This is a genomic window from Halobacterium bonnevillei, from assembly GCF_009831555.1.
GTDB lineage: Archaea > Halobacteriota > Halobacteria > Halobacteriales > Halobacteriaceae > Halobacterium > Halobacterium bonnevillei.
This window is the reverse complement of record NZ_WUUU01000095.1, coordinates 1-11,423: the sequence shown is the minus strand read 5'-3', so window position 1 is coordinate 11,423 and position 11,423 is coordinate 1. Positions and strand designations below refer to the sequence as shown.

Sequence of the window (11,423 nt, the reverse complement as noted above, 5' to 3'; positions counted from 1 at the left end):
CGCCGTCGCCGCGAGCTCCGCGACCGTCTCGGGCGCGAACGCCGCGAGCGCGACGAGCACGCCGCCCGCCAGCACGGTGATCGTCAGCAGGTCGTAGACGCGTTCGACGGTGAGGGACGCGAACCCGGTCGTGTACGGGATGTTGCGTCGGGCTTTCACGACGTACGCGCGGATGGCGTCGCCGGCGCGCGCCGGAATCACGAGGTTGCCGGTCTGGCTGATGAACACAGCGCCCGTCAGGAACCACGTGTTCTCCCGGTAGCCCAGCTCGGAGAGGATGTCGCGGTAGCGCAGTCCCCGGAGCGGCCACGACAGCAGGTAGACGACCGCGCTCACGGCCACCAGCGTGGGGTCGGCGTCCTGGACGGCGGCCACGAACGCGCCGACGTCGATGTACACGAACATCAACGAGAACGCCAGCACCGACAGCAACACGCCCACGACCATGCCCGTGCGGCGGTTCGCGTACGGGCTGACGTTGAACTCCCAGAACGTCCGGAGAATCTGGCTCCCCATGCCGAAGACGTCGCGCACGAGGTCCACCTTCGAGTCGCCTTTCGGCGTCCACTCCACGGGGAACTCCGCGACGTCGAACCCGCGGCGCTGTGCGCGCACCAGCATCTCCGTGTCCCAGAACCAGTGCTCGTCCGCGACGTCGTCGGCCAGCGACTCGAAGGCCTCGCGGCTGAACGCCTTGAACCCGCACTGGTGGTCGCGGAGTTCGGAGCCCAGCAGCACCCGCACGGCCACGTTGAATCCCCGCGAGGGGATGCCGCGTTTCGCCGGGCGCTCGGCCTGCTGGCCGGGAATCCACCGCGACCCGGTGGCGACGTCGTACCCCTCCGAGCGCACGCTCTCGACGAGCTCTTCGAGGTGCCGCATGTCCGTCGCGAGGTCCGTGTCGAAGTACACGAGCGTGTCTCCGCGGGCGTCACGGAACGCGGCGTTCAGCGCGCCGCCGCGACCGAGCCGCTGGTCGCTGTGGAAGTGCCGCACGCGGTCGTCCTCGGCGGCGAGCCGGGACGCGATTTCGGGCGTCTCGTCCTCGCAGCCGTCCTCCGCGACGACCACTTCGTAGGACTCGTCGGGCAGGAACGCCGCGAGCGTGTCGAGCGTCGTCTGCACCGTCGTCTCGATGGTGTCCGCCTCGTTGTACGCGGGGAGGACGACACTCACCTCGACGCCCGAGTCCGTCATTGTGCCAGGATTCGGCCGTGACCGGGTAAGAACTTTCTGTCTTCGGCGTTCGCCGACTCGCTCGAAGCCGTCGTGCTCGCGGCCCCGGAGAATCCCGACGCGACGTTAACCGGGCCTACCAACACTGACCGCACGCCGGCCCCACCCGGTACTCGAAGCCAGCAAAACCGCAAGACGGCGCTGTATTTACTGGTCGTACCAAACCCCTCTTGGGTGTACCGACCAACGGTAGGGTATGAGCGCGACAGCCGCGGCGAGTCAGGCACTCACGCCGAAACAGCACCGGATCCTCGAGTACCTCCGCGAGAACGCCGACGAACGCACGTACTTCAAGTCCCGTCTCATCGGGGACGAACTGGACCTCTCCGCGAAGGAAGTCGGCGCGAACATGCCCGCCATCGAGGACGGCGAGTTCGAAGTCGACGTCGAACGCTGGGGGTACTCCTCGTCGACGACGTGGAAAGTCGAGGCCTGACTCCCGCGCCGATTCGGTTCGCTCGGGGCCGTCATCCCCCCGAGTGACGCTCGCGTTCTCCGCCCGGCCCCGCCGGGCACCCAGTGTCTGTCACGGTCCGCCGTCTCCTCGGTCGCTTCGAGCTCGTCGCGTTGCTCGTGGCTGCCTTGCGGTCGGCCGTACCTGACGTTCCGCAGCGACTGCGCCGCGAGGTGCAGAGCCGGAACGTCGCGAACTCGGGCCCGGCAGGAACCGCTCAGGGTTCGTAGGAGAGAAAATCGGCGGCCTCGCCGGCGAATTCGACAGTCGTCGCGTCGAAGGAGTCCGCGTACCGCACGAGCAGCGTGATGAGGGTTTCCGGCTGCTGTACGGCGTAGCCGTCCACCCGGGAGAGCACGCCGGCCTCCTCTAACTGTGCCGCGTACTTGCTGACCGTCGCCGGGGACACGTCCAGGCTCTCTGCGAGTTCGCCCGGCGTGGTCTCCGGGTCGCGCAGCAGTTCCACGACCATCCCGCGCGGGGTCTCCCGGCGGAGGTAGCCCAGCGCTCGCTGCTCGAACGGCGAGAACCGGCCCGCAGGGAAGAAGCGCTTGTAGTCGCCGTCTCGGGTGCTCTCGACGGCGTCCTCGTCGAGCAGCCGTCGCAGGTGGTGCTGGGTCTCTCCCGTCCCCAACTGGAGGTCGTCGCGGAGTTTCGAGAAGTGCGCGCCGGGCGTCGCCGTCACGTAGCCGGTGATGGCGTCGCGGACGTCGCTGGTGGTGCCAGCGTCCGCGTCTCCGTCCCCGCCTTCGTCGCCCGCGAGCCGCGTGAGCGGACTCGCAGCGCCGACGGCGGCGAACCGACGGAGCGTCGCGCGCTTGTTCTCGTCGATGCCCATTCAGGTCCACGTACGGGGTACCACGAGAAAAGCGTTCGGTACTCCAGGGGGGTGGGCTGTAATCTGGTCACCACCTGACGGTGACCGGGACGAAGCCTGCCACACCCGGCGTCTACAGGCCTCTCGACGGCGCTACGACTCCGTGTCGCCGTTTCCGTCGTCGATGTCGAGTTCTTCGTCCATCTTGTCGATGACCTCGTCGGCGGCCTGCAGGCCGCTGTCCTCGCCGCGCTGGACGGCCTCGGCCTGCTCTTCGATCTCGGAGGGGTCGACGTCGGCCTCCTGACTGATCTGGTTGAGAATCTCGTCGATGTTGTCCAGGCCGATGAGCTCCCGGGTCTCCGCGTCGAACTCCAGGCTCTCGAGGTCGGCACCGCCGTCGCCGACGTCGCTGCCGGCGAGTTGCTTGCCGTAGCGGCCGATGAGGCTCGTGACCTCCTGCGGGAGGACGAACGTGTTCGATTCGCCGTCGCCGATGCCCTCCAGGGTCTCCATGCCCTTCTCGATGATGGCGCGCTCGCCCATCGACTCCGCGGACTTCGCGCGGAGCACGGTGGAGATCGCGTCACCCTGCGCTTCCAGGATCTGGGACTGCTTTTCACCCTGTGCGCGGATGATGTTCGACTGCTTGTCACCCTGGGCGTTCTCGATGGCGGAGCGCCGTTCACCCTGCGCCTCGAGGATCATCGCGCGGCGGCGGCGCTCGGCGCTGGTCTGTTGCTCCATCGCCTTCTGGACTTCCTGGGAGGGGTTGACCTCGCGGACCTCCACGCTCTCGACGCGAATCCCCCACTCGTCAGTGGGTTCGTCGAGCTCCGTGCGGATGCGCGAGTTGATCTGCTGGCGCTTGTTCAGCGTGTCGTCGAGTTCCATGTCGCCGAGCACCGCGCGCAGCGTCGTCTGCGCGAGGTTCGACACGGCGGTCTTGTAGTCGTCGACCTCGAGGAACGCGCGCTTGGCGTCGCGCACCCGGATGTACACCACGGCGTCCGCGGTCACCGGGGAGTTGTCGCGCGTGATGGCTTCCTGGCGCGGGACATCGATGGTCTGCGTCCGCATGTCGAAGGGATACGTCCGCGCGACGAACGGCGGGACGATGTTGATGCCCGGTTCTAGGAGGCCGCGGTACTCCCCGAACACGGTGAGCGCTTTCTTCTCGTAGGCGTCTACGATTTCGACCGTCTCGTAGACGATGACAGCGAGCAACAGCAACAACAGCACGCCCACTGCCGTTATCACTGTGCCACTCGCCTGAAGCGGGGTCAACTCCATACTGCAACGTCCGGCGACCGGACAATAAGTGTTGGTGAGCGTTCTAGTGGACAGCGACTGCGTAGTTACGCGCTGTCGGCGTCCGTCGGGTCCCTGTCGAGTTCCCGGTCGATGTCGTCCTGGCCGTTCACGGCCTCGACGGTGAGGATGTTGCCGCCCCCGGGGTCCACGACGACGATGTCGGCCCCCTCATCGATGGTGCCGGAGATGCTACGCGCGCCGTACGACGGGTCGAACCCGCCGGACTCGAGTTTCACGCGGCCGGACCGCGGCGTCACCGTCTCGACGACGTAGCCGCGCTCCCCGCGCAGGTCTTCGGCGTCCCGGGTCTGCCCGCGCCCGGTCCCCTGGTAGATGTCGTAGTTGCGGTACAAGTACAGCGCCGACAGGCCGATGCCCAGCACGAGGATTGCGAGGATGAACGGCGTGGCCGCCGCCGGAACGAACAACCCGATGAGGCCGGCGGCGAGGAGCGCGACGCCGAGGACGATGAGGTGGGCGCCCGGCGCCAGCGCTTCCATGATACACAGCGCCGTCCCGACGAGGACCAGCAGGAACGACAGCGACTGTCCGAACAGTTCAACCATGTCAGCCAGTTAGGGCGGGGGTGGGAAAACCGTTACCCGCTCAGCCACCGTGCCCGCTGCCCGAACCCCGGCTCACGCGAACAGCAGTACCGCCAGCACGCCGACCATCACGGCGACGCCGAGCAGGAAGAACGCGACGTTCTCGGCGCTCGGGGACCCCGGCTCGATGGCGCGCACGTCCGGTTCGGCGTCCGGGCCGACCTCGTCGAGCTCGTAGCGCCACTTCCGCTGGTCGTCCTCGGACATGGATTCAGGTACGGGGTGCGCGCTGAAAAACGCGCGGGTTCGCAGCGACGAGCGGACTCCTCGGCGGCCGACGAATTCGGTAGCGCGAGCGTCTGATTCAGACGGCGGCCGCGCGGTCAGGAGTCGCCAGCGTAGACGACGCCCCGTTCGCCGTCCACGGTGACGAGGTCGCCGTCGTCGATCCGTTCGAGGTCGGCGTCCCCGACCATCGGCACGTCCAGTTCCCGGGCGACCATCGCCGGGTAGCCGGTCATCCCGGACTTCGCGCTCACGATGGCCGCGATCCTGGAGAGGTCGCCGCGGAACTCGTCGTCGAACGCGTGGTCCAGGACGACGACAGCGCCGTCGGGGACGTCGCCGAGGTCGCCGTCGTCGAGAACGACCACGGGCGCCGTCGCGCGACCGCTGACGACGGACTGCCCGACCGCCAGCGTCTCCGCCGCGACGTGGACCTTCAGCGTGTTCGTCGTGCTCGCGCCCTCCAGTTCCGTCATCATCCCGACCAGCACGACAACGGTGTCGCCGCTGTCGACCACGCCGGACTCGACGGCGGACTGGACCGCCCGCTCGACGACTGTCGTCGCGTCTCCCTCTGCGACTTCCGCGTACTCCGCGAGGACGCCCCAGTTGAGCGCGAGCTGTCGGCGAACGCGGTGCGAGGGCGTCGCGCACACGACCGGCACCCGCGGCCGGAACTTCGCGGCCTTCCGTGCCGTGTACCCGGACTCGGACGCCACGACGACGGCGCTCGCGTCGATGTCGCGTGCGAGGTACCTCGCGGACCGCGCGAGTGCGTCGGTCTTCGCGGTCCCGTCGGCTTCCGGGACGCGCTGCTCCTGTACCTCCGCGTACTCGCCGCTGCCCTCGACCTCACGAATGATGCGATCCATCGTCTCGACGACCCGCGTCGGATTGTCGCCAACGGCAGTCTCCGCGGACAGCATCACGGCGTCCGTCCCGTCCAGGACCGCGTTCGCGACGTCGCTGGCTTCCGCGCGCGTCGGCCGCCGCGCGTGCACCATCGAGTCCAGCATCTCCGTCGCAGTGATGACCGGGACGCCCGCGTCCCGGCACTGCCGGATGATGCGCTTCTGGATCATCGGCACGTCCTCCATCGGGCACTCCACGCCGAGGTCGCCGCGCGCCACCATCACGCCGTCCGCGGCCTCGATGATGCCTTCGAGGTTCTCGACGGCGCCAGCGCGTTCGATTTTCGCGACCACGGGGACGTCCGCGTCGAACGACTCCAGGACGCGCCCGACCTCGAGGACGTCCTCGGCGTCCCGCACGAAACTCGCCGCGACGTAATCCACGTCCTCCTCGGCTGCGAGTTCCAGGTCCCGGCGGTCCTTCTCGGTCACGACGTCGAGGTCCAGCGCCACCCCCGGAACGTTCACGCCCTTCCGACCACCGAGGTCGCCGCCTGACTCCACGCGCGCAACGACCACGTCGCCCTCCACAGACTCCACGACCGTCTCGATGCGGCCGTCGTCCAGCAGCACTCGGTCACCGGCTTCGGCCGCTGCGATGCTCGTCGAGAGACCGACGGTCTCGCCGGTCGTCTCCCCGTCCGGCACGAACTCCACGACGCTGCCGGTCTCGACGTGCACGGTTCCCTCGGTCTCCGACGTCCTGACCTCCGGTCCCTTCGTGTCCAGCATCACAGCGACCGGTTTCTCCGTCGCGTCGTCCACGCGGCGCGCCGTCGCCACCAGCTCGCGGCGGTCCGCCATCGAGCCGTGGCTCGCGTTGATGCGCGCGACCGACATCCCCGCGTCCACGAGCGACCGAATCGACGCCTCGTCGTCTGTCGCCGGGCCCAGCGTACAGACGATCTTCGCGTTCCTCATTGCCGCGGCCTACGTTGCCGCCACGCAAAAACGTACGTAATTTACTCGATATCGAGTACCACGAGAGCCATAGGGATTTTTGTCGTACGCAATCAATCCGAAGTTATGCCGACGTACGCTGCCTTCGCCAACGTCGAGACCGGGGAGTACCAGAACGTCCAGGAACTAGCCTCCATCTGGGGAGACCTCAGACAGGACCTCGAAACCCGGAACTGCGACCTTCTCGACGCCTACATTCTCCTCGGGGAACGCGACGTCCTCCTCCTACTCGAAGCAGACTCCCACGACTCCGCACTCGCCGCGTCCATCGCGGCACAACGCTACGGCATCGAAATGCAGACCATGGAAGCCCTGCACGTCGACGACCTCGGTGAACTCGCCGAGGACCGAACGTAGCCACGTTTTGCTGTCGCCGAACCAGCCCAACGCGCTCTCTCGAACGACGTCGTCCGTCGTCGAACCGCGCCCAATCGCGCCGCCGCGCCGCTCGGTTGTCGGATGCCGGCCTGGCCCCTGCGTAGGTTCAAATAGCGGGCCGGGACCAATCCGGCGCGTGACGTAACCTTCGCCCGGTGTGCTCGGACGCGGAACGGCGGTACTCGTACCGGGAGCGGCCCACCGCCTGCAAGCCCTACTTGACTTTCGTGCCGGGTTCGCTGTCCCCGTGGGTCGTCAGGAGGTCGGCGTCTTCGCCCGCGGCGAGAATCATGCCGTTGGACTCCACGCCGAACAGCTCGGCCTTCTCGAGGTTCGCGACGATGACGACGCGAGTCCCCGGGAGGTCGTCCAGGTCGTGGAGCTGCTTGATTCCGGCGACGATCTGGCGCACCTCGTGGCCGATGTCCACCTCGAGGCGCGCGAGGTCGTCGGCGCCCTCGACGCCCTCCGCGGTCTGAATTTCGCCGACGCGCAGGTCGAGGTCCTGGAAGTCCTCGAAGCTGACGCGCTCGTCGGCGAGCGGTTCGAGTTCGGTCGCTGATTCCTCGCTCACGTCCGCCTCGTCGTCCTCGTCGCTACTACCGGCTTCGATTTTCGACTGGAGCTTCTCGTCGAGTTCCTCGACGCGGTCGTCCTCGACCTTCGTGAACAACTCCTCGGGCTCACCGAACTCCCCGGCGGGCGCCTGCAGACAGTCCCCGATGGTGGCCGCCGCAGCCGAGTCCGGCTCCCCGATCTGCGACCAGATTGCGTCCGCCTTCTCCGGCGTGAACGGCTGCAGCAGGACCGCGACGGCCTTCACGAGCTGCACGCAGTCCCGAATGACGGGCGCGGCCTCGTCGTCGTCGAGCTTCCAGGGCTCGTTGCGCTGGATGTACTCGTTGCCGAACCGCGCCAGGGCGACGGCGCGCTGGCCCGCCGACTGGAGGTCGTAGTCGTTCAACGCGTCCTCGTAGTCGTCCATCGCCTGCGCGATCTCGGTCTCCACCTCGTCGCTGACCCGGGCGTCCGGCGTCCCGCCGAAATTCCGCGCCGCGAACAACAGCGCGCGGTAGACGAAGTTCCCGACGACGTCCGCAAGTTCGCTGTTCACGCGCTCCGCGAACCGGTCCCACGAGAAGTTCACGTCCCGCTCGAAGCCGCTGGCGGTCGCGATGTAGTACCGCAGCAGGTCCGGGTGGAACCCCTCGTCCAGGTACTCCTGGGCCCAGATGGCGCGGTTCTTCGACGTCGACAGGCCCTTCCCGTCGATGTTCACGAACCCGACCGCGCAGACCGCGCGCGGTTCAGCGTAGTCCGCGGCCTCCAGCATCGCGGGCCAGTAGACCGTGTGGTGCTGGATGATGTCGCGACCGATGACGTGGACGACCTCGCCGTCGCCGTTCTTCCAGACGGACTCCCAGTCGAGGTCGCCATCGCGCTCGCTGTACTGTTTCGTCGTGGACACGTACTCGATGGGGGCGTCAACCCAGACGTACAGCACGAGGTCGTCGGCGCCCTCGCCCGGGTAGTCGATGCCCCAGTCCATGTCCCGCGTGATGCAGAGGTCCTGGAGTTCGCCCTCGATCCACTCCAGGGGCTGGTTCTGGGCGTTGCTCGTCCCTTCCACGCGGTTGATGAAACCCTGGAGGTGGTCCTGCAATGCGGACAACCGGAGGAACTTGTGCTCGCGTTTGCGGTACTCCGCGGGGTTGCCGGTGATGGTGGAGACGGGCTCCTCGATCTCTCCGGGTTCGAGGTGGCGCTGGCAGCCCTCGTCGCACTCGTCGCCGCGGGCGTGCTCGCCGCAGTACGGGCACGTGCCCTCGACGAAGCGATCCGGGAGCCACTGGTCGGCCTCCGGGTCGTAGGCGACGTTGATCTCCTTCTCGTGCACGTAGCCGTTGTCCTCCCAGGACCGGACGAACTCCTTCGTGAGTGCGGTGTTCGTCTCGTCGTGGGTGTGGCCGTACTGGTCGAACTCGACGTTGAACTGCGGGAACGTCTCCTCGTACTGTTCGTGGTGGCGGAGCGCGAACGCCTCGGGGCTGACGCCCTCCTTCTCGGCTTCGACCGCGATGGGGGTGCCGTGCATGTCGCTGCCGCAGACGTAGATGGCTTGCTGCCCGAGCTTTCGGAGGCCGCGCGTTAACGCGTCGGCGTTCACGTAGCTCCGCAGGTGGCCGATGTGGAGGTCGCCGTTCGCGTACGGCAACCCCGCAGTGACCACCGCTGGGTCGTCCGTCGGGAAGTCTTCGTGAGTCATGTTCGCTGTTTCTGCTGGCGCGGGCCTAAAGCCCGCTGGTTGTGTCGCGTCGTTCCGGTTCCGGCGCTGTGCGGACGATGCTCGGGGGAGAAACGGGGTTCGTGTCCACCCGACGGCCGCATGAGGGCCCGGGGGTGGACGGTCCACCCGGTGACGGCGCTACGCGTGCATCCGCATCGAGTCCGGTCGCGCACTGCGCCGTTGCCGTGTCACAGCCGAACAACGTTGCGCCCACGCAAAAACCTTGTCAGGGCGAGACAGTCACGCCGCCGAACAGCGCGAGTCCGGTGACGACGAGGTCGGGACCGTCGCCGGCGACCTCGCCGGAGCGACGCGGTCGTTCGTCCTCCGACCCGCCGAAGATGCTGAGCACTTCCAGTTCGACCCGCCAGTCGTCCGGGACGTTGAGCTCTGCGCCGCCGAACGCGACGAGGCATTCGACGTCTGCCGGGTCGGCGGGGACGTCGGCGTCGCGGAGGTCGAGTTCCGCGCCGCCGAACGCCACGAAGATGTCGCCGCCACGGAACCCGCTGCCCGTGACGCGGCGCTGCGTGCCCGAGAAGAGGCTGACGAGCGAGACGGTGCCGGCGTCGCTAGTGCTCGTCGACACCGCGCGGCGTGCTCGTCGGTTCCGTCCGACGAGGACGAGGACGCCGAACAGCACGACGAACAGCGGCCACCAGGTGCCGATGTGTTCGTCCGTGACGTACCCGAGTGCCTTGGCCTGGTACGTGCTCGCGATGGCGATGACCATGACGGGGCCGGTGAGGTTCCGGAAGCCACTCCGTACGAGCGCCCAGAGGCCCAGCACGATGAACACGGCCGGGAAGAAGTCCCACAGCGATTCGGTGGGGAGGGCGTCAGTCGTGGAGAGCAACAACAGCACGCCGACGAGGATGATGAGCCCGCCGGTTACGAGGCGGTCCGAGCGCAGTCCGAGCATGTCTCTGCAATGATAGTCCCGGTGCTTAACCGTTGCTGGTCTGACTCGTCTCGATTTACGCCACGACCAGCGCGCCTTCCAGGACGGCGATTGTGACCGCGAGCCGGCCGACGCTGCCGGTGAACGCGGCCGCGGCGAAGCGTCGGTAGTCCTTCTCGATGACGGAGAAGACGTAGATCGAGATGGTGTCCGGGAAGCCCGGGACGGAGAGCCCGAGCGCCATCCCGTAGTAGCCGTACCGCCGGACGAGTTCGACCATGCGTCGTCTCGACCACTGCACGGGGTCGAACCCGAGGCGGCGAGCAGCCCGCATCACGGGGCCAGAGTGACTCGCACCGTAGCCGACGCGCAGCGCGACGATGCTCCCGGCGGCCTTCCCGACGCTGCTGGAGAGCACGACGAACGAGACGACGAGCGGGGACGGGATACCGAGGCCGAGGTGTGCCGTTTCCGCGCAGACGTAGCCGGCCGAACAGAGAACGACTTCGCTGGGAAACGGGAGGACAAACGCGATGAGAAACGAGTACACGAAGATGACGCCGAGTCCTGGCCACCCGGTTGCAGCGCGCACCGCGTTCTCGATTCCGGCAATGTCTATGGAGGCAGCGACCGCGGCTGACGGAGACACTACCCGGGTGATGGGTCGCCGAGAATTAAACCCTGCTGGCTTCGGCGAGGTCGTCGCGGAACGACGCGAGCATCTCGCGGGTCACGTGGGGCATGCAGACGACGCGGAGTTCACCGGCGGCGGTCCGGGAGATTCGCCAGCCTGCATCCCGGAGGACCTCGAATTCGCTGTCCGGGACGTCGGCGGCGACCAGCGGTAACTCGGGTTCGACGACGTCGTAACCGAGGCCGCGGAGTTCCGTCGCGAGGAACTTGGCGTTGGCTTGCGAGCGCTCGTACTGGTCGCGGTAGCCGGCGGGCCAGAGCGCGTCGAGCGCTGCGTGCGTGCCGGCGACGCCTGCGCCGGAGCGTGTGCCGGTGAGCGTCGGCTGGACGTCGGATTCGAGGTACGGGGTGTCGATGGCGAGCGCGTCCAGTGTCTCGGGGTCGCGCGCGAGGAAGGCACCGGCCGGGACCGGAGCCTGCCCCATCTTGTGCGGGTCGATGGTCATGGTGTCGACGGCGGCGTCCGCGAAGTCCCAGTCGTGGTCGGTGAACGGCAGCACGAAACCGCCCCACGCCTCCTCCGTGATGTCCTCGGCGGTCAGCAGGCCCTCGGTCGTCCCGAACTCGTCGATGACGACGACCAGCTGGACGCGCTCCTCCTGCATCTCCCGGAGCAGGTCGTCGACGTTCTTCGACTCGGGG

The 11,423-nt window shown here is 67.7% G+C and carries 11 protein-coding genes and 1 pseudogene; 2 read left to right on the top strand and 10 right to left on the bottom strand.

Going from position 1 to position 11,423, the window contains the following annotated elements; translation table 11 throughout:
• A partial coding sequence (locus GRX66_RS11800; RefSeq protein WP_159526743.1) for a flippase-like domain-containing protein occupies positions 1-1,197 on the bottom strand: 1,197 nt, incomplete at its 3' end.
• 235 nt (positions 1,198-1,432) lie between these two features.
• Here GRX66_RS11800 and GRX66_RS11795 point away from each other — a divergent pair.
• On the top strand, positions 1,433-1,672 hold the full coding sequence (locus tag GRX66_RS11795; protein WP_159526742.1) for a DUF7123 family protein: 240 nt from the start codon (positions 1,433-1,435) through the stop codon (positions 1,670-1,672).
• Positions 1,673-1,907: 235 nt separating this feature from the next.
• Here the strand turns inward: GRX66_RS11795 and GRX66_RS11790 are convergent, their stop codons facing one another.
• The 5 genes from GRX66_RS11790 to pyk form a co-directional block, all read right to left on the bottom strand.
• On the bottom strand, positions 1,908-2,528 hold the full coding sequence (locus tag GRX66_RS11790; RefSeq protein WP_159526741.1) for a winged helix-turn-helix transcriptional regulator: 621 nt from the start codon (positions 2,526-2,528) through the stop codon (positions 1,908-1,910).
• Positions 2,529-2,660: 132 nt separating this feature from the next.
• Entirely contained in the window at positions 2,661-3,800 is a 1,140-nt protein-coding gene (locus GRX66_RS11785) for an SPFH domain-containing protein (RefSeq protein WP_159526740.1), read from the bottom strand.
• A 65-nt stretch (positions 3,801-3,865) separates the two neighbouring features.
• The gene (locus GRX66_RS11780) at positions 3,866-4,387 is read right to left on the bottom strand and encodes an NfeD family protein (protein WP_159526739.1); all 522 of its coding nucleotides are present in this window, start codon (positions 4,385-4,387) and stop codon (positions 3,866-3,868) included.
• A 72-nt stretch (positions 4,388-4,459) separates the two neighbouring features.
• Positions 4,460-4,633, bottom strand: coding sequence for a DUF7312 domain-containing protein (locus GRX66_RS19540; protein WP_201293005.1), 174 nt, complete (start codon positions 4,631-4,633; stop codon positions 4,460-4,462).
• A 116-nt stretch (positions 4,634-4,749) separates the two neighbouring features.
• Entirely contained in the window at positions 4,750-6,483 is a 1,734-nt protein-coding gene (pyk, locus tag GRX66_RS11775; RefSeq protein ID WP_159526738.1) for a pyruvate kinase, read from the bottom strand.
• 105 nt (positions 6,484-6,588) lie between these two features.
• Here pyk and GRX66_RS11770 point away from each other — a divergent pair, with 105 nt between their 5' ends.
• Positions 6,589-6,879, top strand: a complete 291-nt coding sequence (locus GRX66_RS11770; RefSeq protein WP_159526737.1) for a GYD domain-containing protein — start codon at positions 6,589-6,591, stop codon at positions 6,877-6,879.
• Between the two features lie 235 nt (positions 6,880-7,114).
• On the opposite strand, the gene metG is transcribed toward GRX66_RS11770, so the two are convergent.
• The 4 genes and pseudogenes from metG to GRX66_RS11750 all read right to left on the bottom strand — a co-directional run.
• Positions 7,115-9,166: a methionine--tRNA ligase gene (metG, locus tag GRX66_RS11765; RefSeq protein WP_159526736.1), complete on the bottom strand. Its 2,052-nt coding sequence runs from the start codon at positions 9,164-9,166 to the stop codon at positions 7,115-7,117.
• 247 nt (positions 9,167-9,413) lie between these two features.
• Positions 9,414-10,109: a LiaF transmembrane domain-containing protein gene (locus tag GRX66_RS11760; protein ID WP_159526735.1), complete on the bottom strand. Its 696-nt coding sequence runs from the start codon at positions 10,107-10,109 to the stop codon at positions 9,414-9,416.
• A 55-nt stretch (positions 10,110-10,164) separates the two neighbouring features.
• A complete protein-coding gene (locus tag GRX66_RS11755; RefSeq protein WP_325064081.1) occupies positions 10,165-10,737 on the bottom strand; it encodes a VTT domain-containing protein in 573 nt (190 codons plus the stop codon).
• Between the two features lie 25 nt (positions 10,738-10,762).
• Positions 10,763-11,423, bottom strand: a pseudogene (locus tag GRX66_RS11750) (pyridoxal-dependent decarboxylase); the annotation flags it as partial.